The sequence below is a fragment of the Proteus faecis genome (assembly GCF_030286765.1).
Taxonomy (GTDB): Bacteria; Pseudomonadota; Gammaproteobacteria; order Enterobacterales; family Enterobacteriaceae; genus Proteus; species Proteus faecis.
Genome location: NZ_JASVWV010000008.1, coordinates 109,647 through 134,253 on the forward strand (window position 1 = coordinate 109,647; position 24,607 = coordinate 134,253).

Consider the following 24,607-nt stretch of genomic DNA (forward strand, 5'->3'; position numbering starts at 1 on the left):
CTAATAATTAGTCATAATTCAAATGGAATGTGGCGATTGCACTAAATGGGCCACGTTTAATGGATTGGTTAGCAATCGCATCTGGCTCCCCTTGAATAAAGGCATAAAAATTTAAAATCGTGTCATCCGCATTTAATGACATTTTGTCTGTTTCTTTATTAACAGGTAGCGCATTGCCGTTTTCAGATTCCAGCCCAACAGCAATACCCGACGCTTGACTACTTGGGCTAATGGCTAAAAAACCTTGCCCTGCCATGGCTTGATTTTCATCCCCTTTGAAAGTGATCTTGACGCTTTTACCAATCGTTAAATCACATTCAGACAAGCGTATTTGAAACAACTTGCTTGGCGTTCTTTGATATGCATAAAGGTTTTTGTCCGGAATATTGCCAAAATCCAGCTCAACGGTTTCGTCACCGGGCTTTATGGTGCAAGGCTCGTCAACTAATATGCCGTGAAAACGCATATTGTCTGGCGCTGAAAAAGCCGTTGATGTTAATCCCGTAAATGTGGCTAGACCCAATATGAACGGGATCGATAATCTTTTAATATTCATCAATACGCTCCTATTGGTATTCAGCAAGCAGTGTTGCCGAAACTTCAAAGGCACCTTCGGGCAAAGTGCTACCAGGTCTTTTAACTGGTACCGCTTGGATCACGGGGGGATTATCCGGTGATATCGCAATACGCTCGTTTAATTTAAAAGGCTTACCATCTTGCGTAAGATGAATGCCTAGATCTGGAATATTGGTTTGTAGCGCAGCTTCATCAAACTGTGTTTTAGGGCCAATAATAGAAAGCCCTAAATCCCAACCTTTTAAATTTGGATCACAGACCAATTGATAATTAACCGATTCGGTATAGTTAATACCATCTACTTTATGAATACCTACGTTGTGCCCAAAATAGACATCAATCAGTTCGTTGTTACTAATGACACAAGGAGGTGGTACCAATAATGTGCCAAATAATTTCATATTAGGTGCGTCTGCGCTCATGACAGAATAAGAATTCAGTAATGCAATCAGACATATGTACTTTAATTTATTCATCTTCTGACCTCTTACTGATAATCCACATGCAGTGTGCCACTTGCGACAAAATCACCACCCACTAAAGATTCATTCAGATCACGAACAGGAATAGCTTCTAATTCAGGTAAGTTGGGATAGGTAAAATTCACCGCCTTACCTAAATCTAATAATTTTCCCTGATACAAAATGCGCACCCCCAATCCAGTAATATTTGTTTGTAGCGCATTTGAATCGAATCCAGTTGCACTTCCCGTAACATAAACTTTCATGGCATTGGTTGGCATTTTTTGGCAAGTCGCTGTGTAGTGGATAGGCTCTTTATAACGAACACCATCAATACGAGTACTCATCACCTCACCAAAATTAACTTCGATCATTTTGCCGTCATTAATTAAGCAAGGCGGTGGCGCAATGACATTCCCTGAAATATTGATATAAACGATCCCAGGAATAGGATTGTTCACCGCTCTAGCGGGTAAATTCGCAACAGCAGTAAAACTTAGGCCTCCAGTAAACGTTGCCAAAATAAGAATCAACACTGCTTTGCTTGGGCTAAACCGCTGTTCCATTTTCATAAAATAGGCCTATTTAGTTTCCTGCTGATGTTTCTGTAACTTTGCATTCATTGCCATTACAGGTGAATTTCATCTGTGGTCGTCCACCGTAATCATTGATATAACTGAGTACAGGTGATGCCCCAAACGCGGAAGCATGCAGATTTATCGTTCCTGTACTTTTAGGGGCAATCATGATCGGTTCAAAACCATCGAGGCTTTTTCCTTGTAACCCTGTTAACCCATCCACTAATGTCACGTAATAAGGTGTTGGGTTATTCACTTCATAGCGATCACCTTTCTTTGTTAAGGTGATTTTTTCCTGCCAAGGATGAGTAAGATCCGTTTGTGTGGCATAAATCGATGCAGGGCGATAAAACAACTTAATTCGTGTTTGTAATGCAATTTGCAATACATTGGGTTTATCACTACGAGGTGGAATTTCACGCAAGTTAAAATAGAAAACGCTTTCTCTATCTTGTGGTAATTTGGCAATATCGGGTAAGGACTGCACTTTTACTTGGCTTTTATCGCCTGGCTCAATACGCTGAATCGGTGGTAAAACTAATAATGGACTGTCAATACGTTCTCCATTTTCATTTTCCATCCAACCTTGAGCCAAGTAAGGTAGCTCTTTGTTTTGATTGCTAATATTTAAGCTAATAGATTTATCAGCACCATTAAAAATGACACGCGTTCTATCTAAAGCAATCGCAGCAAGGGCTTGACTAGTAAAGACCATTCCAGTCAATAAAGTGGTTGTTACAATGAATAAGCGCTTTGATAACATCATTTTAAATTACTCTTTTTGTCTGAAATTATTTTTATCTTTCCCTTCTTTCCTAACCTTATTTCGTAATCAGTTGAGGTTTAGGTAAGGGCTCTGCTCTTTGATTGATTGTCGAAGGTGTTACTTCTCCATCACTACAAGTCAGTAATAATGAAGACATAAATAGCCCTTCAACTAATGTTGGTATACGGACTTTGCACTGATCTTGACCATTCCAACGAACACTCAATACATCATCACTGTTAATCCCCGTCAGATAGACATTCCCACCATCATTGACAATGCCAAGCTCACGCCCTTTCTCAGTTGTGACACTGGCACCAAATGGCGGATAAGTTCCATCTTGTAAACGAATAACCGCCATGGCTTTTTGTCCCGATATCACATCAAAGTGTCGGTAGCCTATTGCGCCTTCTGTGAGGGTGAGTTGCTGAATTGAGCGTAATGCTTCAGCGTTATCAGGCATCTGGTCAAGGTCGATGCTGGCACTACTGCGGTAATAATCATTGATATCAGGCAGTACCGCTTTACCAAAAGCGTTGGTACGCGTAATCGCGCCGATACTTTTCACTGGTACATCTGAAATACCATCTGTATCAACCAGTAAACGAGTACTTCCTGTACGACTTGTACGGTGTAATGCACCACCTTTTGGTGTTAAGGTTGCCCCACCTTGTAGTGATAATGTGGCTGATGTGTATTCACCATTAATATGGCTCGCACTCGCAGTAACCAATGCAGCATCCGCGTAATGCATGATATAAGCATCTGCGGATGGTTTACCGTTACTGCTTAAACCAGCCCCAACACGATAGCTACTATTGTCATCAATACGATCGTAATAACTGACATTATGTGAATTACCATGTTTATTAATCACAGTGTTATAGCTAATGGTTGCGCGATCACTCCAAGGCATACTGACATTCATATAAACGCCATTATCATTGGTACCATTGAATTTATTGCGAAACGCCGACAGACTGAGGTTGATATTTTTAAAGCTACCAATATCCATCGTTTTAGCTAATGACAAGTTATAGTTATCGTTATTAGGCTTATTCCAATAAGTCTGATGACTATAGTTTAAGTAAGCACTCAATCCCCATTCAGGGAACTGCTTACTAAACATAATGGTATAAAGCTCTTTATTGTTATCTTCTTCACCACCACGATAACGGCGATCTAAATATTGATTCATACTCATAAAGTCACGTTCAGAGAATCGATAGCCTGCGAATGTCACCTGACTATTTATTTGTTCAAAACGTTTTGAGTAACTTAAGCGATAAGAACCACCGTGATAACGCTTGTCATCACTTGGAATTTTTGCCCAAGAATGTGTCGCATCAAAAGAGATAGCACCCAGCGCCATTAGGTCTCGACCAATACCTGCAGATACCGAGTTATAATCGCCCGAGACTAATGAACCACCATAAAGTGACCAACCGTTACTGATCCCCCATGAGAATTCACCCATCCCAAAAATAGGACCTTCCATATTACGGTTCATATCCGACGGTTTACCCGCAGATAATTTATATTGCACTCGACCAGGACGTGTTAAATAAGGGATACTTGCTGTATCCATTTGGAATTCTTGAACCGAGCCATCTTGCTCTTCAATACGTACATCTAATTTGCCACTTACTGCATCATTGATGTCTTGAATGCGAAACGGTCCTGGAGCAACCTGAGTTTCATAGATCACACGGCCCTGCTGGCTAATCGTCACTTTCGCATTCGTTTTTGCTACACCTGTTACTTCAGGAGCATATCCTCTTAAGTTAGGTGGCAACATATTGTCATCCGTTGACAAGTTAATCCCAGTAAAACGGAAGTTATCAAAAATGTCAGAACGAGAGTAAGTCTCCCCCATCACAAGGCGAGCCCCTAATTGCGTGATTGCTCTATAAAGATAAAGCTGGTTCCATTTCCAACTATTTTCAGTGCTATCAGGAAGCCCCGTTGTATGCTGATAACTTGCTTGCCAATCGGCACGGAAACGCCAAACACCAAGGTTTGCTCCCACGGTTCCTAAGCCTGTAACTTGTTGGCGCTGTTTTCCTTTAGCGGGATCAGTCACGTTAGCATTGACGTTATAGTCAAAAAGCACGCCTGAAATACCGTGATCCCAACGAGACGGTGGATCCCAGTTTGGTGCCGAATATTCAAGATACGCTTGAGGAATAGTAAGAATAAGATTGCCATTTCCCAGACTGGCATTTACCGTCATTCCGGGAATAGAAGAGATATCAAGACAGCTTCCATTATCTTGATATTTAACTTTTTCAGCCCATTCTGGTTTGAGCCCTATTTGGTGGATCAATTCTGGTGGTAAGCAAGCCTCACTACCCTTGGGATCATTGGCTGGTACAACATAGTTAATGTTGTAGAGTTCAGGAAGTTCATTATTATTTACGCGAACAACAAACTCATATCGACCGGGCATAATATAGCCGGCACGAGAGAAATCTGATAAGTCAATATTTTGCTTATCTTTTAGATCCAAAATATCGGCATTAAATTCAATATCACTATTTGCTAAAGCTGAACTTGAAATACTGGAAACACCAGTAAGAATTAAATAGATCAGTACAGCAACAGGCCGAATAGTATGTTGTTTTTTCTTTTTTTCCGTCCCTAAACCAACGGTTTTGAATGTTCTAACCATAAGTTATCCAACCCGATCCATTTAATAGTATTCCAGCTTAAATCGCAGCGTTGTTCGGTAATTTCCAGCTTTGGGTATTTCGTTATTTTTGACTATTCGCGCTTGGTAAAGTAACGCCATTGATTTGGAGTCAATACCAACAGGAGGTAATGGCTTACCAGGAATTGCTCTCCTACCATAACGATCAGCTATCGCTAATGACGCACCTCTTGCTTCACCAGAAAGTGCAAAATTACCATTCTCGCTAGAGGGACCTTCAAACGTTGCAATAAAACGAGGGTTGTCCGCTTCCTGACCTTTTTGTTCAATTAGCGTACATTCCGTTAATCTGATAGAAAAATACTCAATAGGTCCTTGCCCTTCAGTCTCCAGCATTGGAATAGAAACAATTGTCAGTGGAATAACTTGTTCACCACTTCCTGCTGCAATCGTGCAAGATGGTTCTAAGATCGAGCCTGAAAGATTAAGTACCCCAAATCGCTGATGCATGTTTTTATCTTGTTTTACATCACTCGCTACTGCCTTTGGTATCAGTAAGCTGGCAATAAGGCATAGCCATAGTGGTGTCATCTTGCGATTCATATTTTTCTCCGTAAGAAAAAAATCGTTAAAAATAGACACAGGAAATAAAGCTCTGTACATCCTTGTACAGAACTTATTTTTTCTTACTGATAAGTCAGTGCGAAAGTTGCGATTGCAGTGAAGTCACCTGGAACAGCAGCTGCTGCAGAAGAACCTTGTAAGTAAGCAGCAAAGTTCAGATCGTTATTACCATCACGTAATGTTTGAGCTGCACTTGGTGTGCCTAATTTGATTTGTTTGCCACCCGCATCGGTGATAACAACAGCAGCATTTTTAGCGATACCTTCAATACCTAAAGAACCCGCTAAGATGTCTGCATCTTCTGAACCAGTGAAGGTTGTTTGAACAGTTTTATAAGTTTCTGTTGTGCAATTCTCTAAAGTAATTTTAAAATCACGAGAATTACTACGACCACCATCTTTTAATGCAGCAGTAGAAATTTGACCTAATGGAACAGTTTGATTTTCTGAATCAGGATGAATAGAACAAGGTGCATCAATAATTGAACCAACAAATTTAACTGTACCGTGACCTTGATCAGCAGCAAATGCAGAACCTGCAGCAACAGATAAACCTAAGCCAAGAACTAACGCTAATTTATTTAATTTCATCTTTTTGTTTCCTAAAATATAAAGGACGAAGACATTAAAAATAATAAATTCATTAGGATTGAATTATTCCTAATTGAATGACTCATTTATTGAGTTTTTGAATTTTGGTATATTGATGCCCGTCCTAAACGCAATTAAATATCGTTAGAAACAAAACAAAATACACCAAATTGTTTTGTTAAAAATTTTCATCTCGAAATTAGACTTATTTAGATAATCTATCTTTAAATATCGGAAAAAGAGTTTATAATTCTAAGTGCAAATACTATAATTTGTGAAAAAAGTAAAAAAATTTATTTCTGGATTTTAAACAAAGTAACCAATCATGTTTGTTTTTTAAAATAATGATAAATATCAATATGTTAATTAAATTAAGATATAAGGTTAATATTAAATTTGACTTAAGTGCGAAGCCAGAGAATAATAGTAAACAATTTGGTGTATTCTGTTTATTTCTCTAAAGATGTCTGAATTCCTCTCTTTAGTCATTTTTCACTTTTTCAATCAATAACTTTCATTTTCCAAAAATCAATAATCTTTCGATAAACTTGTTTAAAATGAACAAGTAAAAGTGAAAGCATAAAAAAAATATAACCCTTTATTGATGCATATTACTTGTTATAGTGATGCAACAATTGACTTTTGTTCCTTGTTATCTCATTGAAAAGGTTATGAAAAATGAAGCAACGCAAGTTTCTTACACGTTTTGAGATCAATTCTATTTTGAAACAAGCAAAGGAAGGACGGTATCCAGAAAGAGATTACTGCATGTTTTTAATGTGTTTTTTACATGGATTTCGCGTTAGTGAACTATGTAGGTTAACCCTCAGCGATATTGATTTGGAAAGTCGGATACTCTATGTCAGACGTTTGAAAGGAGGGCTATCTACAACACAACCAATTATCGAAGATGAGTATGAAGCATTAGTTAACTGGTTGAAAAAACGGGAAACATGGAGAGAAGCTGATTCTGAATGGGTGTTTTTATCTCAAAAAACAGGTCCAATCTCGCGCCAACAAGTTTATGGATTACTTCGCCGTTTAGGTAAAAAAGCTAATGTATCTATTATTCCTCACCCTCATATGCTACGTCATGCATGTGGCTATGCCTTAGCTGATTTAGGACGAGATACGCGTCTAATCCAAGATTATTTAGGACATCGTAATATTTCACATACTGTTATCTATACCGCAAGCAACTCAAAACGTTTTATTCACATTTGGGACGCAAGAAATTAACAATTACTTTTTTATTAATATGTACAATGAGGATTAATACACTAAATAGAGTAAGCTATATTTTTTCAATAAGAATAAAGTTAATTTTAATATAATTAATAAAATTAGGAATTGTTTTATACTAAAATAAATAACTGCGATTGTAGATATTAATAGGTTATTAATAATTACTTTTCAATTATAGAATCACTTAATATAAGTATTCTTTTTTTGATTGTCTTTATTAGTCGTAAATGAGTCTAATATCAGTAATTATTTATTAATAATACTAAACATTTATTGTTTGAATTTTAAGCGAGAAATAAGGACTTAATTTAAAAGTAACTTTAATTCTTTAACTTATATTCATTTGCATACCATGCACACTCTTTCATATCTCACTATCCCCAACGTTATCGTTAGGGGATAGTTATGGATTACCTTAAAAACACCATTATCCTTTTACACAAACAACCTGTCGTAGTGTATGAACTATCTCAACAAGCGATAACTGTGCCTTCATAACAGCATCAATATCCTTATAAGCCATTGGAATTTCATCAATCACATCTTCATCTTTTCGACATTCCACATGTGCAGTTGCTCGAATTTGGTCTTCAACATTAAAGGTTTTTTTCGCAGCTGTTCGGCTCATTACGCGTCCAGCGCCATGACTACATGAACAGAAACTGTCGGCATTTCCTTTTCCTCTCACAATAAAGCTTTTAGCCCCCATTGACCCAGGAATTATCCCCATTTCACCTTTTTGAGCTGAAACAGCGCCTTTTCGAGTCACCAGCACTTCTTCACCAAAGTGCATTTCCTTTTGCACATAGTTATGGTGGCAATTTACCGCCTGTTGTTGTGTTGTAAAAGGTTTCGCTATTTGTGTTGATAATGCCGCCAACACGTGTTCCATCATAATTTCACGGTTATGTCGGGCAAAATCCTGTGCCCACTCTACGGCTTCTATATAGTCATCATAGAAAAGAGTCCCTTCCTTTAAGTACGCTAAGTTTTTATCCGGTAAGTTAGCGATATGTTCTCTCATATCTTCTTGTGCCATTTGTATAAATAGCGTACCAATAGCATTACCGACGCCACGAGAACCACTATGTAACATGACCCAAACATTATCAGATTCATCAAGGCACAACTCGATAAAGTGGTTTCCTGTTCCTAATGTACCAAGGTGACAATAGTTATTCGTATTTCGTAAACGTGGGTACTTATCAGTTAAAATCTTAAAACGCCCTTCAAGTTGTTGCCAATGTTGATCAACAAGTTTAGGTGGGTTCTTCCATGAACCACGATCATTTCCTGATTGATAACTTGTTCTTCCATGAGGTACAGCTCTTTCTATTGCCGTTCTTATGGCAAACAAATTATCTGGCAGATCATTTGCGTGTAATGATGTTTTCACCGCAATCATTCCACATCCAATATCCACACCAACAGCAGCCGGAATAATCGCACCTTTTGTTGGAATAACACTCCCTATTGTTGAGCCTTTCCCTAAGTGAACATCAGGCATTACCGCCATATGTTTGAAAATAAAAGGCATCTTAGCGGTATTTATAAGTTGCTTTAGAGCATCTGCTTCAACGGGCACACCATTTGTCCACATTTTGATTTCAGCAGTTCCTGCTTCTTTTACTATTTGATGATCCAATATCATGCCTATGCTCCTTTAATTTGTACTAACCCGTTTAATACTTGGTCTAAACCACCATAAACGGAAATCTTATCAATACGTTCTGCAATTCGTTCTACGGTTTCTAGCTCTTTTAATCGTAAGGCTACTGGATTGTTTTCCATCACTTTTGCCGTATTTAATAAAGAGCGTGTCGCGGATGTCTCTTCTCTTCGACGAATAACATTAGCCTGAGCCGATTTTTCTGCCTCAACAACTTGCGCTAAAATCGTTTTCATTTCGCCTGGTAAAACAATATCTTTTACCCCTAATGAAGCCACTTCAATACCATATCCTTTAGTCATTTCACTGATTTTTTCACTCACTAAGCTGTCAATCAGGGTTTTATTTTCTAATAATTCATCCAATGTTCGTGTTCCTACGGCTTCACGTAACGCAAACTGCAACTCTTTATATAAGAACTCAATCGGTGAACTCAGTAATTGATACGCTGAAAGCACATCGCTATAACGCCAGTTTGCTGACAAATTAATGCGCAATGTCACTTTATCTTTCGTTAAGATCTCCTGACCACTCACATCAAGAGTTTGTAAACGCATATCAACAACCTCAACATCAACTTTGTGCTGATAACGCCAATAGCCTTTTAATCCAGGAGGCAATAGTGATTGAGTTTCACCATCAATACGGATAATGCCAGCATGCCATGTCGGAATATCCACACTTAATACACCTTCACTGCCTTTGACAGTCTGGTTACGTAATTTTGGATGCTGCAATTTTTTAACCAAGGTTGGCGAAACTTCCAATTCATTCGCTGACAACACTTCCATTGAGCGTTGTGTATAATTCCAATAGAGACGACGGGTACTCGGCGCTAAGATCTCTTTGAGTGAGCCATTTTCATAAAGTAAGCCAATCTCTTCATCAGATAACACAATATCAAAACAATATTCACGCACCCATTCTGGATGATATTGACGTAAAAATTCGGCTTTCTCTCTTTCAATTTCCGGACCGTTTAACTCCACCAGCTCAACACTTAATTGACGACGAAAATCGAAAAATTTATGCTCACCGGCTGTAAGGACTTCAATATACTCATCGTCCTTCTTTAATAAACCCAGCTGTCCTTGTTTTACTTTTATTGTTGTTTTTATCATCATTGCTTCCTTTTTCTCTTCTTTATTTTTAGCTTTCTTTTATTACCATTTTTATCGTGACTTGCTTTCCACGAACAAACTTGGCGAAATCGAAGGGAAAACAAGAGAGGAACGATACTTTGTTTGTCTCTTCTTCTGCCTCCAATCCAGCGTAGTTGCTGGTGGATAAGCAAGGTGACGGTACTGCTGTCACAACGATTTTTTATATTTAATTTTACATTTGGATTTGTAATGGTTTTGGTGTCAGGAATCGAACCTGAAAATAACCCTCTTCACCTACAGAGTCCCGATGTGAAGGAACACATTTAGATAACACCACAGAGTGTTCTTCATGTGCCTACCAGATTTAAAATCTGCTCAAGACACTAATAATATTGCGAAGATCGTGCCAAGTTTTTAAAACCCACCCTAAAAAACTTTTAATCAATTGTTTTTATTAACAATAATATCTTTAATATAAATTTTTACTATTTATACATTGAATTAAAAAAGATAAAAACTTATCTTTTTATCTATATGTTTATAAATATAGATAAAATAAATAGAGATAACGTAATGAAACGCAAAGTGGTGATTGGTGTTTTAGGCACAACATTAGATAGACGAGGTAAAAGCCATAAAAGATGGAACTCATGGCGCCCAACAATTTCTATTTGCCATCAAAAAGATTTCCCTGTTAGTCGATTAATCATGATCCACCAGCCTAATGATTCAATGTTAGCGTCAAAAACCATTGAAGATATTCATACCATTTCACCTGATACTGAGGTGTTACCTTACGAAATTGATATTCGCGATCCTTGGGATCTCGAAGAGGTTTATAGTCACTTTCTTGATTTTGCAGTGAATTATCCATTTGATACCGAAAATGAAGAATATTATGTACATATCACCACAGGTACACATATCGCTCAGATTTGTTGGTTCCTACTGACTGAAGCACATTATTTACCGGCAAAACTATTACAAACCTCGCCTTCTTCTAAAATAGAAAATAAAGACGGCATCAAAACAGTACAATCAGCCACGGGTAGTTATGCTGTTATTGATCTTGATTTAAGCCGTTATACCAAGCTAACGAGCCGATTTGAGCATTACCATAATGAATCCCTCTCTTTTTTAAAATCAGGGATCGCCACACGTAATGAACGTTTTAATACTTTGATTGCTCAAATTGAACGTGTTGCATTGCGCTCCGTTGCTCCCATTTTATTAACAGGCCCCACGGGTGCCGGTAAATCATTCCTTGCTCAGCGTATTTATGAATTACGGCAGTCTCGCCATTTTGTAAAAGGCCGTTTTATTGCTGTTAACTGCGCCACTTTACGAGGAGACAATGCGATGTCCACTTTATTTGGGCATGTAAAAGGTGCATTTACAGGGGCATTACAAGCCAGACAAGGCTTATTAAGAGAAGCCGATAAAGGAATTTTATTTCTTGATGAAATTGCAGAATTAGGACTTGATGAGCAAGCCATGTTGCTTAAAGCGATAGAAGAGAAATCTTTTTATCCTTATGGTTCAGATACTGAGGTACAAAGTGATTTTCAGCTAATCGCAGGAACACATCGTGATATGGACAAGCAAATTGCAAAAGGACTTTTTCGTGAAGATCTTTATGCAAGGATCAACTTATGGTCTTTTTCACTACCTGGTTTAGCCGATCGTAAAGAGGATATTGAACCTAATATCGATTATGAATTGCATCACTTTGCAAAATGCCATCAAAAGGCGATCCGTTTTAACTCTGATGCGAAATCACACTATATTCGATTTGCAACATCGGAACAGGCATTATGGCGTGGTAATTTCCGTGAACTTAGTGCTAGTATAACGCGAATGGCGACACTTGCCGAAAATGGTCGTATTACCCTTCCTCTGGTTGATGAAGAAATTAATCGTTTAAAACAAAATTGGGGAATAGCTTCCACCTCTTTATTTAAGAATACTGAGATTGATCTTTTCGATCTGAGTCAACTTAATACAGTGATCAAAACGTGCCAACAATCATCAACTCTCTCAGAAGCCGGTAGAAAACTTTTCGCAGTATCAAGACAAAATAAAAAACAACCCAACGATGCCGATCGCCTACGTAAATATCTAGCAAAATTCGATTTAAGTTGGGAACAAATTCGACATGGAGAATAATATTTCATTATGGAGCTCACTTTTTTAGGCACTAACGCCGGCGTTCCTTCTAAAGATCGCAATGTCACAAGCATGGTGCTTGATTTACAAAATAAACAAAAAAGCATGTGGATGTTTGATTGTGGTGAAGCAACACAACATCAAATATTGCATACCCGTGTGAAACTACCGCGTTTAAATAAAATATTTATTACCCATTTGCATGGCGATCATATTTTTGGTTTACCAGGATTGCTTTGTAGTCGCTCAATGGGAGGAACGGAAACATGTTTAACGGTATATGGCCCTAGGGGTATAAAAGCCTTTATAGAAACAGCACTGACATTAAGCCAATCTTATTTAACTTACCCTATTAATATTATTGAGATTGACGAAGCGGGTTTTCTGTTTGAAGAAGAAGGTATGAAAGTCAGCTGTGAAGTTCTTTCTCATCCCGTACCTTGTTTTGGTTATCGTTTAGAAGAAGAAAACCGTCTAGGTAAATTAGATGCCGAAAAACTGAAGGTTGACAATATTCCAGCGGGTCCTTGGCTACAAGACTTAAAACAAGGTAAAACAATTAAATTGCCAGATGGCAGAGTTATTGACGGCAAAGAGTATATTGGCCCAGAAATAAAAGGTCGTTGTATTGCTATTTTTGGAGATACTCAACCCACACCGAATGCATTAAAGCTGGCTAATAACGCAGATGTTATTGTTCATGAAGCAACGTTTAAACATGAAATGGCAGATCAAGCAAATAGTCGTGGACACTCAACAACAGTACAAGCGGCACAGTTAGCAAAAGAGGCTAATAGCAAAAAGTTGATTATCACACATATTAGTAGTCGCTATTCACCCGAAGAGTGTGTTGAATTACTCAATGAAAGCCAAGAAATCTTTAGCCAGACAGAAATGGCTACTGATTTTGAGGTATTTAAGTTGTAATTACGTCTTTATTAACTAGCAGTGGCGATATTATTTCGCCATTGTTATAAATCACACTCCTCTCATTTACGCATATTTTAGTTATTTATAACGTCGTCCGCTTAATCTTCCCATCTTGTAAAATAAAATTGACCTTTCCATCCCAAAATTCAGCTAAGAAAATATCTTCCGGTTTATCAATATGCTGATTTTTCATCTCTTCTTGAAGCCACGCTTCATCTTTTTCTATTTGCGCTAATTCTGATGTGCGAATAACGCCCTCTTTCATGACAATAATTGAAGGCATTTTTGCACCATCACACACTACGGTGATTTGTCCATCTGGTTCAATTTGCGCATAATTGACCTCTTGAAACGAATGAATACCCTGAGCATGAAGACGAGACGTTATGTTTAAAATGTCTATTTTATTCTTTTTCTCCATGATGTTTTCCATTATAAACTCCCCCTTCTTTATAATAGGAATAGGGTTACCAATGGTCACTGCACGGAAAAAGTTGAATCGTTTACTAATATAATTAAGCAAAGAGATAAAACATACCCCAATTAAAAAGACGATAATATATTGATAAAGAGGAATTGCATCAGTGTAAATGACCCCTCCCATAATGCCACCGAGGACAAAATTACCAATAAAATCAATAGGTGTTAATTGAGAGAGTTGTGTTTTACCTGATAAATTCATATGAACTAATATGATAGTAAAACCAATAATAAATTTGATAATAACTAGAAAGTAATATTCCATTTGCATCTCACATTTCCAATAATCTCTGCTTTTATTATAAAGCAGAAAATCCCCCTCAGATAAAAATCTAAATTATTTTTGATGATATTTGACTAAGAAAAAACACTTTATATACTTAGAATTGTTGATTTTAAGACTCACACTATACTTATTACTATGGTTTATCTGTAATATCTTATTATCAACTCAATAGCTTCTCGCCTTTTCTAGCTCTTACGCGGGATATCACTGAATTGTTTTTGAATACACATTTGGGAGAAAAAAATGAATAAAAAACTACTTACTTCATTGGTTCTAGCGGGTTTGGTCACTATTACAGCAGGTTGTGATGATTCATCTAAGAAAGTCGATGATAGCATTGATAAAGCAAAAGAAACTGCTACTCAAGTTACTGAAACAGCGCAAGATAAAGCCAACGAATTAACGGAACAAGCCAAAGATAAAGCTGCCGACTTGAAAGAAGATGCGTCAGCAAAAGCAGATGAATTAACAAAACAAGCTCAAGAGTTAAAAGATAAAGCTGAACAAAAAGCGGCTGAGCTAAAAGATGTAAGTGCAGCAAAAGCTGAAGAAATTAAGCAAAGCCTAGAAGCTGAAAGTAATAAATTATCTGAAAAAGCCGCAGAGCTAAAACAAGATGCAAGCAAAACAGCAGATAACCTGATGCAAGAAGCAGACAACAAGATTGATCAGCTAAAAGGCGACGCGTCAAAAACTAGCGATGATGTAAAACAACAGGCTCAAGAGACTGAAAATAAAGCAATTGATAAAGCGGATCAATTAACTGATCAAGCCAAACAAAAAATTGATGATTTAAAAACTGAAAACAAATAATCCGATTTCAGTTTTTTTGATGAATTGAGAGCCAGTAAACTTTCACTGGCTTTTTTTGTACAAAAAAAAGACAAGGGTTGATCGTTTAAGCAAAAAATGTAACCATATTCTCCTTTTTTCAACAGGAGAAACCTATTAAAGAGCGAAAGCATCTAGAATATAAAGTTATTAATAAATTGATTTAATTGTACTTTTCTTCATCTTGCGGAAAAAATAATTTACTTCCGTTCTTTTATAAAACATTTGTCCAATTTGGTGTTTTATTCAAATTTTCTTATGAACTTTTCTTTTCTGGTAACATAAGCAATCAGATAATGGGTAGCGAAAAGTCTCTTTCTAAGAAAATAACTATAAATAGGTTAACTATGAGTCAACAAAACGATATAACCCCTCAAAAAAAAGTTAGGATGAAAATTAATCCTCCCGTTTTTTATACATCAGCGTTGTTAATTTTACTGGTCGTTGGTTTCTCGGCGTTATTTCCTGAGTTAGCTAATGATAAATTAGGTCATCTTCAGGAAAATCTCTTCAGAAATGCGAGCTGGTTTTACATTCTAGCCGTTGCATTGGTTTTGCTGAGTGTGACTTATTTAGGACTTTCCCGCTTTGGTCAAATCAAGTTAGGGCCAGATCATGCTCGCCCTCACTTTAGTTATTTTGCTTGGTTTGCCATGCTCTTTTCAGCAGGTATGGGGATTGGCTTAATGTTCTTTGGTGTTGCCGAACCTGTTATGCATTACCTAATGCCTCCGACTGGTGAAGCTCAAACCATAGAAGCCGCGAAAGAAGCGATGCGATTAACCTTTTTCCACTGGGGATTACATGCATGGGCAATTTACGCCATTGTCGCGTTGATCTTAGCTTTCTTCTCTTATCGCCATGGTTTACCGTTAACACTGCGCTCGGCACTTTATCCAATTATTGGTGATCGCATACATGGCCCGATTGGTCATGCGGTTGATATTTTCGCCGTTATGGGAACCGTATTTGGTGTCGCAACCTCACTTGGATTTGGTGTTCTGCAAGTTAATGCGGGTTTAAATCACCTCTTTAATGTACCGATTAATCCAACCATCCAAGTAATATTGATTGTTGTGATCACAGGACTTGCAACCATTTCAGTTGTTTCTGGGTTAGAGAAAGGGATCCGCTTTTTATCTGAACTTAATTTAGGATTGGCGGTTATTCTTCTTTTATTAGTTATTACTCTCGGTCCAACCGTATTGATATTAAAATCATTTGTTGAAAATACGGGGGGATATCTATCCGAAATTGTCAGTAAGACCTTTAATCTTTACGCATATGAACCCAAATCGAGTGATTGGTTAGGGGGATGGACTCTGCTTTATTGGGGTTGGTGGCTTTCATGGTCCCCATTTGTAGGGATGTTTATTGCCCGCATTTCTCGAGGCCGTACTATTCGTGAATTCGTTGTAGGTGTCCTGTTTGTTCCTGCTGGCTTCACTTTACTTTGGATGACCGTTTTTGGTAACACTGCGATCCATTTAATCAAAGATAAAGGTGCAGAAGCTCTTGCCAATATCGTACAGCAAGATGTGTCATTGGCTTTATTTGAGTTCTTAAATTATTTTCCATTCTCGACTGTTTTATCCTTCGTTGCGATGTTGATGGTAGTCGTCTTCTTTGTGACTTCAGCAGACTCAGGCGCAATGGTTGTTGATACTTTAGCTTCTGGCGGTGATAGCGAAACCCCCGTATGGCAACGTATTTTCTGGGCTGCCTTAATGGGCATTTCTGCAATTACTTTATTATTAGCGGGTGGTTTAACTGCACTACAAACAGTAACTATTGCAAGTGCACTTCCCTTCTCAATGGTATTACTTGCTTCTATTTATGGACTAATTAAAGCATTACGAGTTGATGTATATAAACGTGATAGCCAACAACTAACGACAATTGCACCACCAGCCAGTCGCAATCCAATTCCTTGGCAACGTCGTTTAAGAAATATTGCCTATTTTCCTAAACGCTCTCATGTAAAACGTTTTATGGATGAAGTCATTCAACCCTCAATGGAAATGGTGTCTGCCGAATTAAGTAAGCAAGCAACGCAATGCATTATCCATAATGAAGAAGATGATCGAATTGGTTTTGAAGTCGATTTAGGCGATGACATGAATTTCTTCTATGAAGTTCGCCTGCGTTTTTATACTCAACCGGCCTTTGCGTTAGCAGGATTAAGTGATGAAGAAAGAGACGAAGAGCATAAATATTACCGTGCTGAAATTCACTTAAAAGAAGGTGGGCAAGATTATGATGTAATGGGTTGGACGAAAGAACAAATCATTCACGATATTCTTGATCAGTACGAAAAACACATTCACTTCTTACACGTATTAGGTAAGCAATAATTTTATCTGCATAATAGCAACAAAAAGGAGATGCCATGACATCTCCTTTTTTCTTATCAAATAACTTATTTCTCTGATTGTTCAATATCATCTAAGTTAAGTGCAATCAGCTCTTTTAATAATCCGGACAACCGTTGTAGTTTTTCAGTCGAAAACTTTTGTTCAAGTAATTGATAGCCTTCTTCAATTTTAGGCTGAATTTTATCGTATAAACTTTGCCCATTAGCAGAAAGTGAAACAAAAAGTTTACGTTGGTCACTTATTGGTTTTAAACGACAAATTAGCTCGTCTCTTTCCATTCTAATAAGAATACCTGTTAGACTTGGTCGAAGAATACACGATTTTTGCGCTAATTCGTGGAAATCAATCGAGCGTTTATCCGCAAGTACACGAATAATACGCCACTGCTGTTCTGTCAGATTATGCTCTTTGAGAACAGGTCTAAAAAAACCCATCGCAGATTCCCGTGCTTGTAATAGCGCGATAGTTAATGATTCATGCATAATCAAGAAACTCTTTATATGGTGTTATAGGTGAAATGACAAAATATCACTCAATATAGACAGTGAAAAAGTACCGCTGTTTATAGTTTATAAATGGCTATATTCTAAGAATAGACTAATTGTTACAATTATTCATATTAACAAATAAATAAAGTTGACTCAATTTTTGCAATTTTCTTCCCTTTCTGCAATTTATCACCCATGCGCCTTTTCAGAGTCAAATTCATCTTCCACAACATCTTGAGCTATACGCAATTTTTATAAATTGGCAATTTGTGTTATCTCTTTACCAATCAAAAAAAGTAGCCTGATTTGCCTATTATCCTATTTCTAAATTAGGAATAATGTCGCTTAGCGATAAGGTTGTCTCACAGTTTTTGAGATAAAGTTAATGGGTTGTAACAAAGAAAGATTGCTATCTTTGTTCATGCGCGGTAGCGTTACAGCTTTAAAACAACGCAACAAAGAAACCGGCAATAGCATTACAACTTTGTTAGCGGAGTAGTCAGATGATTTTTATAGTTATCTAACTAATAATTATTTTAAGTGAAGACGCCCACAGACGAGAAGTCTGGCAGTAGGAGTAAATAATGTCTGAGGAAAAACAGGCTAACCCACTTTTTCGGGATGCAATGGCAAGCTTAGGCGCTGCGGTCAATATCGTGGCAACAAATGGCGATGCGGGATGTTGTGGCTTAACAGCAACTGCAGTATGTTCTGTTACTGATAATCCACCTACCGTAATGGTTTGCATCAACAGTAAAAGTCAGATGAACTCTATTTTTCAAGAAAATGGAAAATTAAGCATCAATATATTAAACCATGAGCAAGAAGAAATGGCATGTCATTTCGCCGGAATGACAGGGCTCGCGATGGCAGATCGCTTTACCCAACCAGGATGGCAAAACGGACAATTACAACAACCCGTATTAACAAATGCGCTTGCCTGCCTCGAAGGTGATATTCATGATGTACGCCAAGTCGGTACACATTTTGTTTATATGACCGAAATTAAGACTATTTCAGTACGTGAAGATGGTGATGGCCTTATTTATTTCAAACGAGGTTTCCATTCTGTTAAAAATAGACAAGCCCCCATCCCTGCTTAAATTTCACCTATTTTACTTCAAGATAAAAACGCACTTTTAATAAGGGCGTTTTTATTGACTATAATCACACCATAGAGTTAAATATTTATCTATATTAAATGAATATTTATTTATCAAAATGGCATTGACTAAGTTTTAGATATTTATTAAACATTTATTAACATCTGTTTGTTATAAAAGAATAATTTTTAATTATAATAAAAAAATTCTTTCTAGAATCAATCAGTCACATAATCAAAAGTATTTTCTTTCTACCTTTCCCCTTTATCTTTATTTAATTCAACCAGATTAAAATATAAACAAATAATAATCTCACTGATTGCATTTTATACAAAAAGTCAATTAAATGACTTTATTTGAAAATAAACTAATGAATATTTTTTTCAATCTGGTATTAATCTTACCCACAGTGTGATCAACCTTTGAGAAGTCATTCCATCAATATATTAGTCTACTCGACTTGCTGATTACCTTCTTAAATTTGCAAACATCACTCTAAATGCAACAGATAATGTTATCGTCGTGTAACATTTCTCGTGAATGTGAGTAAATAACATCGTTGTTGAAAATAAATAATAATTAGGGGCATTACATATATGGATAAACCCGCTCAAGTCGGTTTATTACAACAACCTAAACCATTCTTTATGATTTTCTTTGTGGAATTATGGGAACGTTTTGGTTACTACGGCGTACAAGGTATTCTTGCCGTTTATTTTGTTAGTAAACTCGGTTTCTCTCAAGAACAGGCTTTCATTACTTTTGGTGCATTCTCTGCACTGGTTTATGGGCTGATTTCTATTGGTGGTTATGTTGGTGACCATTTATTAGGAACAAAACGAACAATTGTTTTAGGTGCTATTGTCTTGGCTATCGGTTATTTCATGACTGGTATGTCAATTATGTATCCTAATTTAATTTTCTACGCATTAGGGACTATTGCAGTAGGTAATGGTTTATTTAAAGCCAACCCAGCCAGCCTATTAGCAAAATGTTATCCACCTAAAGATCCACGTCTTGATGGTGCATTTACACTATTTTATATGTCGATTAATATCGGCTCATTAATTTCTTTATCTATCGCCCCTGTACTTGCAGAACGTTACGGATATGCACTGACTTATAATATCTGTGGTATTGGCTTGATCATGGCGTTATTAGTTTATTTCTTCTGTCGTAAAATGGTTACCAATATTGGTTCTGAACCAGACCATTTACCAATGAGCTTTAACAAACTGTTATTAGTTATTATTGGTTCAATTGCGATGGTATTTATTTGTGCATGGTTACTGCACAACGTGATGATTGCAAATATCGTTTTAGTCAGTCTGTCTATTATTGTTGTCTTTATTTATTTCCGTGAAGCATTTAAACAAAAAGACAGAGTCGCTCGTAATAAAATGTACGTTGCATTTGTTCTGATGTTAGAAGCTGTTGTTTTCTACATTTTATATGCTCAAATGCCAACTTCACTGAACTTCTTTGCTATTCATAACGTTCATCATACGCTTTTAGGCTTTGATATTAACCCTGTAAGCTTCCAAGCACTAAACCCATTCTGGATCATTGTTGCTAGCCCAATCCTTGCTATCGCTTACAGCCATTTTGGCGCGAAAGGTAAAGACTTCTCAATGCCAGCGAAGTTTACCGCAGGTATGCTTCTGTGTTCATTAGGATTCCTTACAGCGGCAGCATCAGGTATGTGGTTTGCCGATGCTCAAGGCTTAACATCGCCTTGGTTTATCGTTCTGGTTTATTTATTCCAGAGCTTAGGTGAACTGATGATCAGTGCGTTAGGTTTAGCAATGGTTGCTGCGTTCGTACCACAATATATGATGGGCTTTATTTTAGGTATGTGGTTCTTAACACAAGCTACAGCTTATCTGTTAGGGGGGTATGTAGCGACCTTCACAGCTGCACCAGAGGGTATTACTGATCCACTACAAACTTTGCCTATTTATACCGATGTATTTGGTAAAATTGGCATAGTAACCTTAATTGTGGGCTTGGTTATGTGGGCAACAGTCCCTCTACTTAACCGAATGATGAAAGAAGAAAGCAAAAACGTTAAAGTCGCTTAATCTTTCAATTTGAATTAAATATTAATAAAAGCGCCTTTAGTAGGCGCTTTTATTTTGCAATAAAAACCATTCTTTCGTTTAAGAGTTACAATGATTTTCTACTTTTCTTGATATATAAAAAAACCCGCCAAATAAGCGGGTTTAATTTAATCATTAAGAATGATCCAATTACAGAACATCAACTGAATTCAGTTCCTTAAATGCTTGTTCTAAACGAACAACCATAGATGATTGTGCGTGACGTAACCAGTTACGTGGGTCGTAGTATTTCTTGTTAGGTTTATCAGCACCTTCTGGGTTACCTAACTGACCTTGCAGATAGGCTTCGTTCTTTTTGTAGAACTGTAAGATACCATCCCAAGTTGCCCACTGAGTATCTGTATCGATATTCATTTTGATAACGCCATAATCAACAGCTTCTTTGATTTCTTCAGCTGAAGAACCGGAACCGCCGTGGAAAACGAAATCTAAGCTATTGTGTGGTAAATTGAATTTCTGTGATACGTAGTCTTGTGAGTTACGTAGAATTTTTGGCGTTAACTGAACGTTACCTGGTTTATAAACACCGTGAACGTTACCGAAAGATGCCGCGATAGTGAAACGAGGACTTACCGCGCTCAGTTTTTCATATGCGTAAGCAACATCTTCTGGTTGAGTATAAAGTGCAGAGCTGTCCATACCCGTGTTATCAACACCGTCTTCTTCACCACCCGTGCAGCCTAATTCGATTTCTAAAGTCATATCGATTTTAGCCATACGCGCTAAATATTTAGCACAGATTTCAATGTTTTCTTCTAATGATTCTTCAGATAAGTCAATCATATGAGAAGAGAACAGTGGTTTACCTGTTTTAGCATAGTGTTTTTCACCAGCATCTAACAGACCATCAATCCATGGTAATAATTTTTTCGCGCAGTGGTCAGTATGCAGAATAACAGGAACACCATAATATTCAGCCATTTGATGCACATGATGAGCACCAGAAATTGCGCCTAAAATAGCAGCTTGCTGTGGTACATCAGATTTAAGACCTTTACCTGCGATAAATGCAGCACCACCGTTAGAGAACTGTACAATAACAGGAGAACGAACTTTCGCAGCAGCTTCTAACACAGCATTGATTGAGTCAGTACCTACACAGTTAACCGCAGGCAGAGCAAATTTGTTTTCTTTTGCTACTGCAAATACTTTTTGTACATCATCACCAGTGATGACACCCGGTTTCACGAAATCAAAAACTTTAGACATGTAATAAGATCCTATATTTGGAACAGGTAGAAAATAATTTTCTACCTGTATGAGCTGACTTAATTACTGTTTAGCGCGTTCTTCTAACATTGCAACAGCAGGAAGTTTTTTGCCTTCAACGAATTCTAAGAAAGCACCACCACCGGTTGAAATGTAAGAGATTTTGTCTGCGATATCAAATAAATCAATAGCAGCTAACGTATCACCACCGCCAGCGATAGAGAATGCTTCACTATCTGCGATTGCTTTAGCAACGATTTCTGTGCCTTTGCGGAAGTTAGGGAATTCAAACACACCTACTGGGCCGTTCCACAGAATAGTTTTTGCATTTTTCAGAATTTCAGCTAAACGTTCAGCAGTCACATCACCGATATCCAATACTTGTTCATCATCTTTAATGTCATTTGCTGATTTCAATACAGCTTCTGCTGTTTCAGAAAATTCAGTCGCAACACGAACATCGCTTGGTACTGGAATATCACATTTTTCCATTAATTTCTTAGCATCATCAACAAGATCAGCTTCGTATAAAGAACGACCTACAGGATGACCTTCTGCTGCAATAAAGGTATTTGCGATACCGCCACCAACGATTAATTGGTCAGCAATTTTTGATAAAGAATCTAATACAGTCAGTTTAGTTGAAACTTTAGAGCCACCAACAATAGCAACCATTGGACGAGCAGGTTTATCTAAGGCTTTACCTAATGCTTCTAATTCTGCTGATAACAGTGGGCCTGCACACGCAACATCGGCAAATTTAGCCACGCCATGCGTTGATGCTTGAGCACGGTGAGCAGTACCAAATGCATCCATTACAAAAACATCACATAATGCAGCATATTGTTTAGATAGCGTTTCGTCGTCTTTCTTTTCGCCTTTATTAAAACGAACGTTTTCAAGGACAACTAATTCACCTGCATTGACTTCAACACCATTTAAATAGTCTTTAGCAAGGCTAACTGGTGCAGTTAATTTATCTTTCAGATAGTCAACAACTGGTTTTAAAGAGAACTCTTCGTTGTACTCACCTTCGGTAGGACGACCTAAGTGAGAAGTTACCATCACTTTAGCGCCTTGTTTTAACGCTGCTTCAATTGTTGGTAAAGAAGCACGGATACGCGCATCTGAAGTCACTTTACCATCTTTAACGGGAACGTTCAGGTCAGCACGGATAAGAACTCGTTTACCCGCTAGGTCTAAATCGGTCATCTTAATTACAGACATGATGAATCCTCTCATTGATTCTCTAAAATTTAGTAATCTTCTGTTCAGTGCCTTGTATTATTACGCGACACCGTCATTAAAACATGATTATTTAAAACCAGTTGCAGCCATTGCTAACGTTGTATCAAGCATTCTATTAGCAAAGCCCCATTCATTATCACACCAGACTAACGTCTTGATCAGGTGTTGCCCACTGACTCTTGTTTGAGTGCCATCAACGATTGCACTATGAGGGTCGTGGTTAAAATCAGTTGAGACTAATGGCAATTCTGTGTAATCCACTATACCACGAAATGCGCCAGTTGCTGATTTTTGAATTAACCGATTGACATCTAACACATTTACAGCAGTTTTTACAGTGATACTTAAATCAATTGCCGTCACATTAATTGTAGGAACTCGTACAGAAATTGCCTCAAAATGATCCTTAAATTTCGGGAAAATTCGAGTAATTCCTGCGGCCAATTTCGTATCAACAGGAATAATAGATTGTCCTGCAGCACGAGTACGGCGTAAATCCTTATGGTATGCATCAATCACGGGTTGGTCGTTCATGGCTGCATGGATTGTAGTTACTGTTCCTGATTCTATATTAAACGCGTCATCCATCATTTTAATGATGGGGATAATGCAATTTGTTGTACAAGATGCGTTTGAAACAATTCGGTGCTCTTTTTTAAGTTCGTGTTGATTCACACCAAAAACGACAGTTGCATCTAAATCAGTTGTACCAGGATGAGAAAAAAGCACCTTCTTTGCGCCTTGTGCAATATGTGCTTCGCCATCAGCACGGGAGCCATAGGCACCACTACAATCAAGTACGACATCAATACCCAGTTCACCCCAAGGTAAATCAGTAATCTCAACGTGATGAAATAAACGAATCGTATCATCACCTACTTGCAATAAATCGTTGTTAATTCGTACATCCCAAGCAAAACGTCCGTGGCTGGAGTCATACTTGAGAAGATGCCCGATACCTTGTGCATCAGCTAATTCATTTATTGCAACAACCGTTATTTCAGCTCGTTTACCTGATTCATAAAGCGCTCTTAACACATTACGCCCTATACGACCAAAACCGTTAATAGCGACTCTGATTGTCATGTGACTTCCTTGATAACTAGTAA

The 24,607-nt window shown here is 37.6% G+C and carries 21 protein-coding genes; 7 read left to right on the forward strand and 14 right to left on the reverse strand.

Features of this window, described 5'->3' with window-relative positions; genetic code table 11:
* Positions 1 to 7: 7 nt before the first annotated feature.
* The 7 genes from QSH13_RS11795 to QSH13_RS11825 all read right to left on the reverse strand — a co-directional run bounded on the left by QSH13_RS11795 (position 8) and on the right by QSH13_RS11825 (position 6,245).
* Complete coding sequence (locus QSH13_RS11795; RefSeq protein ID WP_109397027.1) at positions 8 to 556, reverse strand: fimbrial protein; 549 nt, start codon at positions 554 to 556, stop codon at positions 8 to 10.
* Positions 557 to 566: 10 nt separating this feature from the next.
* Positions 567 to 1,052: a fimbrial protein gene (locus tag QSH13_RS11800; protein WP_109407072.1), complete on the reverse strand. Its 486-nt coding sequence runs from the start codon at positions 1,050 to 1,052 to the stop codon at positions 567 to 569.
* Positions 1,053 to 1,063: 11 nt separating this feature from the next.
* A complete protein-coding gene (locus QSH13_RS11805) occupies positions 1,064 to 1,609 on the reverse strand; it encodes a fimbrial protein (RefSeq protein ID WP_109397029.1) in 546 nt (181 codons plus the stop codon).
* Positions 1,610 to 1,622: 13 nt separating this feature from the next.
* On the reverse strand, positions 1,623 to 2,381 hold the full coding sequence (locus QSH13_RS11810; protein WP_109397030.1) for a fimbria/pilus periplasmic chaperone: 759 nt from the start codon (positions 2,379 to 2,381) through the stop codon (positions 1,623 to 1,625).
* Positions 2,382 to 2,436: 55 nt separating this feature from the next.
* Entirely contained in the window at positions 2,437 to 5,052 is a 2,616-nt protein-coding gene (locus tag QSH13_RS11815) for an outer membrane usher protein (protein WP_109397031.1), read from the reverse strand.
* A gap of 21 nt (positions 5,053 to 5,073) precedes the next feature.
* Positions 5,074 to 5,634 (reverse strand): fimbrial protein, encoded by a 561-nt coding sequence (locus QSH13_RS11820; RefSeq protein WP_109397032.1) that lies wholly within the window; start codon positions 5,632 to 5,634, stop codon positions 5,074 to 5,076.
* Between the two features lie 83 nt (positions 5,635 to 5,717).
* Positions 5,718 to 6,245, reverse strand: coding sequence for a fimbrial protein (locus QSH13_RS11825; protein WP_006534899.1), 528 nt, complete (start codon positions 6,243 to 6,245; stop codon positions 5,718 to 5,720).
* A 678-nt stretch (positions 6,246 to 6,923) separates the two neighbouring features.
* On the opposite strand from QSH13_RS11825, the gene mrpI reads away from it, so the two are divergent.
* Positions 6,924 to 7,484, forward strand: a complete 561-nt coding sequence (gene mrpI / locus QSH13_RS11830) for a phase variation DNA invertase MrpI (RefSeq protein ID WP_109397033.1) — start codon at positions 6,924 to 6,926, stop codon at positions 7,482 to 7,484.
* A 433-nt stretch (positions 7,485 to 7,917) separates the two neighbouring features.
* On the opposite strand, the gene QSH13_RS11835 is transcribed toward mrpI, so the two are convergent.
* Together QSH13_RS11835 and QSH13_RS11840 are read right to left on the reverse strand one after the other, a co-directional pair.
* On the reverse strand, positions 7,918 to 9,141 hold the full coding sequence (locus QSH13_RS11835) for an RtcB family protein (RefSeq protein WP_109397034.1): 1,224 nt from the start codon (positions 9,139 to 9,141) through the stop codon (positions 7,918 to 7,920).
* 2 nt (positions 9,142 to 9,143) lie between these two features.
* Positions 9,144 to 10,277: a slipin family protein gene (locus QSH13_RS11840; protein WP_194294832.1), complete on the reverse strand. Its 1,134-nt coding sequence runs from the start codon at positions 10,275 to 10,277 to the stop codon at positions 9,144 to 9,146.
* A gap of 558 nt (positions 10,278 to 10,835) precedes the next feature.
* Here QSH13_RS11840 and rtcR point away from each other — a divergent pair.
* A complete protein-coding gene (rtcR, locus tag QSH13_RS11845; protein ID WP_109397036.1) occupies positions 10,836 to 12,428 on the forward strand; it encodes an RNA repair transcriptional activator RtcR in 1,593 nt (530 codons plus the stop codon).
* A gap of 9 nt (positions 12,429 to 12,437) precedes the next feature.
* Positions 12,438 to 13,355: a ribonuclease Z gene (rnz, locus tag QSH13_RS11850; RefSeq protein WP_109397037.1), complete on the forward strand. Its 918-nt coding sequence runs from the start codon at positions 12,438 to 12,440 to the stop codon at positions 13,353 to 13,355.
* Between the two features lie 85 nt (positions 13,356 to 13,440).
* Here rnz and QSH13_RS11855 read toward each other — a convergent pair whose 3' ends face one another.
* Entirely contained in the window at positions 13,441 to 14,103 is a 663-nt protein-coding gene (locus QSH13_RS11855; RefSeq protein WP_286039214.1) for a DUF421 domain-containing protein, read from the reverse strand.
* 264 nt (positions 14,104 to 14,367) lie between these two features.
* Here QSH13_RS11855 and QSH13_RS11860 point away from each other — a divergent pair, with 264 nt between their 5' ends.
* Both QSH13_RS11860 and betT read left to right on the forward strand, forming a co-directional pair.
* Positions 14,368 to 14,937 carry a hypothetical protein gene (locus tag QSH13_RS11860; RefSeq protein WP_109397038.1) on the forward strand — a complete coding sequence of 190 codons (570 nt, stop codon included), beginning with the start codon at positions 14,368 to 14,370 and terminating at the stop codon, positions 14,935 to 14,937.
* A 365-nt stretch (positions 14,938 to 15,302) separates the two neighbouring features.
* Entirely contained in the window at positions 15,303 to 17,309 is a 2,007-nt protein-coding gene (betT, locus tag QSH13_RS11865; RefSeq protein WP_109397039.1) for a choline BCCT transporter BetT, read from the forward strand.
* Between the two features lie 65 nt (positions 17,310 to 17,374).
* Here the strand turns inward: betT and hpaR are convergent, their stop codons facing one another.
* Positions 17,375 to 17,812 (reverse strand): homoprotocatechuate degradation operon regulator HpaR, encoded by a 438-nt coding sequence (hpaR, locus tag QSH13_RS11870; protein WP_006534911.1) that lies wholly within the window; start codon positions 17,810 to 17,812, stop codon positions 17,375 to 17,377.
* A gap of 590 nt (positions 17,813 to 18,402) precedes the next feature.
* Here hpaR and hpaC point away from each other — a divergent pair.
* Entirely contained in the window at positions 18,403 to 18,921 is a 519-nt protein-coding gene (gene hpaC, locus QSH13_RS11875; protein WP_109397041.1) for a 4-hydroxyphenylacetate 3-monooxygenase, reductase component, read from the forward strand.
* 596 nt (positions 18,922 to 19,517) lie between these two features.
* Positions 19,518 to 21,002, forward strand: a complete 1,485-nt coding sequence (gene dtpB / locus QSH13_RS11880) for a dipeptide/tripeptide permease DtpB (protein ID WP_286039156.1) — start codon at positions 19,518 to 19,520, stop codon at positions 21,000 to 21,002.
* A gap of 168 nt (positions 21,003 to 21,170) precedes the next feature.
* On the opposite strand, the gene fbaA is transcribed toward dtpB, so the two are convergent.
* From fbaA to epd, 3 genes are all read right to left on the reverse strand, one after another.
* Positions 21,171 to 22,250, reverse strand: a complete 1,080-nt coding sequence (gene fbaA / locus QSH13_RS11885; RefSeq protein ID WP_006534914.1) for a class II fructose-bisphosphate aldolase — start codon at positions 22,248 to 22,250, stop codon at positions 21,171 to 21,173.
* Between the two features lie 63 nt (positions 22,251 to 22,313).
* A complete protein-coding gene (gene pgk, locus QSH13_RS11890) occupies positions 22,314 to 23,477 on the reverse strand; it encodes a phosphoglycerate kinase (protein WP_109397043.1) in 1,164 nt (387 codons plus the stop codon).
* An 87-nt stretch (positions 23,478 to 23,564) separates the two neighbouring features.
* Positions 23,565 to 24,584 (reverse strand): erythrose-4-phosphate dehydrogenase, encoded by a 1,020-nt coding sequence (gene epd, locus QSH13_RS11895; protein WP_109397044.1) that lies wholly within the window; start codon positions 24,582 to 24,584, stop codon positions 23,565 to 23,567.
* Between the last annotated feature and the right edge of the window lie 23 nt (positions 24,585 to 24,607).

Bases quoted from the DNA above. Each gene is read 5' to 3' on its own strand.
- QSH13_RS11795 (WP_109397027.1), bottom strand. From the start codon at position 556: ATGAATATTAAAAGATTATCGATCCCGTTCATATTGGGTCTAGCCACA.
- QSH13_RS11800 (WP_109407072.1), bottom strand. From the start codon at position 1,052: ATGAATAAATTAAAGTACATATGTCTGATTGCATTACTGAATTCTTAT.
- QSH13_RS11805 (WP_109397029.1), bottom strand. From the start codon at position 1,609: ATGAAAATGGAACAGCGGTTTAGCCCAAGCAAAGCAGTGTTGATTCTT.
- QSH13_RS11810 (WP_109397030.1), bottom strand. From the start codon at position 2,381: ATGATGTTATCAAAGCGCTTATTCATTGTAACAACCACTTTATTGACT.
- QSH13_RS11815 (WP_109397031.1), bottom strand. From the start codon at position 5,052: ATGGTTAGAACATTCAAAACCGTTGGTTTAGGGACGGAAAAAAAGAAA.
- QSH13_RS11820 (WP_109397032.1), bottom strand. From the start codon at position 5,634: ATGAATCGCAAGATGACACCACTATGGCTATGCCTTATTGCCAGCTTA.
- QSH13_RS11825 (WP_006534899.1), bottom strand. From the start codon at position 6,245: ATGAAATTAAATAAATTAGCGTTAGTTCTTGGCTTAGGTTTATCTGTT.
- mrpI (WP_109397033.1), top strand. From the start codon at position 6,924: ATGAAGCAACGCAAGTTTCTTACACGTTTTGAGATCAATTCTATTTTG.
- QSH13_RS11835 (WP_109397034.1), bottom strand. From the start codon at position 9,141: ATGATATTGGATCATCAAATAGTAAAAGAAGCAGGAACTGCTGAAATC.
- rtcR (WP_109397036.1), top strand. From the start codon at position 10,836: ATGAAACGCAAAGTGGTGATTGGTGTTTTAGGCACAACATTAGATAGA.
- rnz (WP_109397037.1), top strand. From the start codon at position 12,438: ATGGAGCTCACTTTTTTAGGCACTAACGCCGGCGTTCCTTCTAAAGAT.
- QSH13_RS11855 (WP_286039214.1), bottom strand. From the start codon at position 14,103: ATGGAATATTACTTTCTAGTTATTATCAAATTTATTATTGGTTTTACT.
- QSH13_RS11860 (WP_109397038.1), top strand. From the start codon at position 14,368: ATGAATAAAAAACTACTTACTTCATTGGTTCTAGCGGGTTTGGTCACT.
- betT (WP_109397039.1), top strand. From the start codon at position 15,303: ATGAGTCAACAAAACGATATAACCCCTCAAAAAAAAGTTAGGATGAAA.
- hpaR (WP_006534911.1), bottom strand. From the start codon at position 17,812: ATGCATGAATCATTAACTATCGCGCTATTACAAGCACGGGAATCTGCG.
- hpaC (WP_109397041.1), top strand. From the start codon at position 18,403: ATGTCTGAGGAAAAACAGGCTAACCCACTTTTTCGGGATGCAATGGCA.
- dtpB (WP_286039156.1), top strand. From the start codon at position 19,518: ATGGATAAACCCGCTCAAGTCGGTTTATTACAACAACCTAAACCATTC.
- fbaA (WP_006534914.1), bottom strand. From the start codon at position 22,250: ATGTCTAAAGTTTTTGATTTCGTGAAACCGGGTGTCATCACTGGTGAT.
- pgk (WP_109397043.1), bottom strand. From the start codon at position 23,477: ATGTCTGTAATTAAGATGACCGATTTAGACCTAGCGGGTAAACGAGTT.
- epd (WP_109397044.1), bottom strand. From the start codon at position 24,584: ATGACAATCAGAGTCGCTATTAACGGTTTTGGTCGTATAGGGCGTAAT.